At 55.2% G+C, this 261-nt stretch carries 1 protein-coding gene; it reads right to left on the bottom strand.

Going from position 1 to position 261, the window contains the following annotated elements; genetic code table 11:
* A partial coding sequence (locus RH40_RS20840; protein WP_009602205.1) for a hypothetical protein occupies positions 1 to 261 on the bottom strand: 261 nt, incomplete at both ends.

Here is a 261-nt window from a genome sequence, read left to right as displayed (position 1 = left end):
GCTGCTGGCTCAGCGTCGACAGGCTCCTCGCTAACATCAGGGACTTCAAACTCTTCTTCGACTAACTCAGCGCCCAGCTCGTCAACGGCCGCTGGTTCAGCGTCGACAGGCTCTTCACTAACATCAGGGACTTCAAACTCTTCTTCGACTAACTCAGTGTCCAGCTCTTCCACGGTCGCTGGCTCAGCGTCGGCAGGCTCCTCGCTAACATCAGGAACGTCAAACTCTTCTTCGACTAACTCAGCGTCCAACTCGTCAACA

This window comes from Vibrio caribbeanicus ATCC BAA-2122 (genome assembly GCF_000165125.1).
In the GTDB taxonomy this organism is placed as follows: domain Bacteria; phylum Pseudomonadota; class Gammaproteobacteria; order Enterobacterales; family Vibrionaceae; genus Vibrio; species Vibrio caribbeanicus.
The sequence above is the reverse complement of the archived record's forward strand: the minus strand, read 5'-3'. Positions and strand labels throughout refer to the sequence as shown.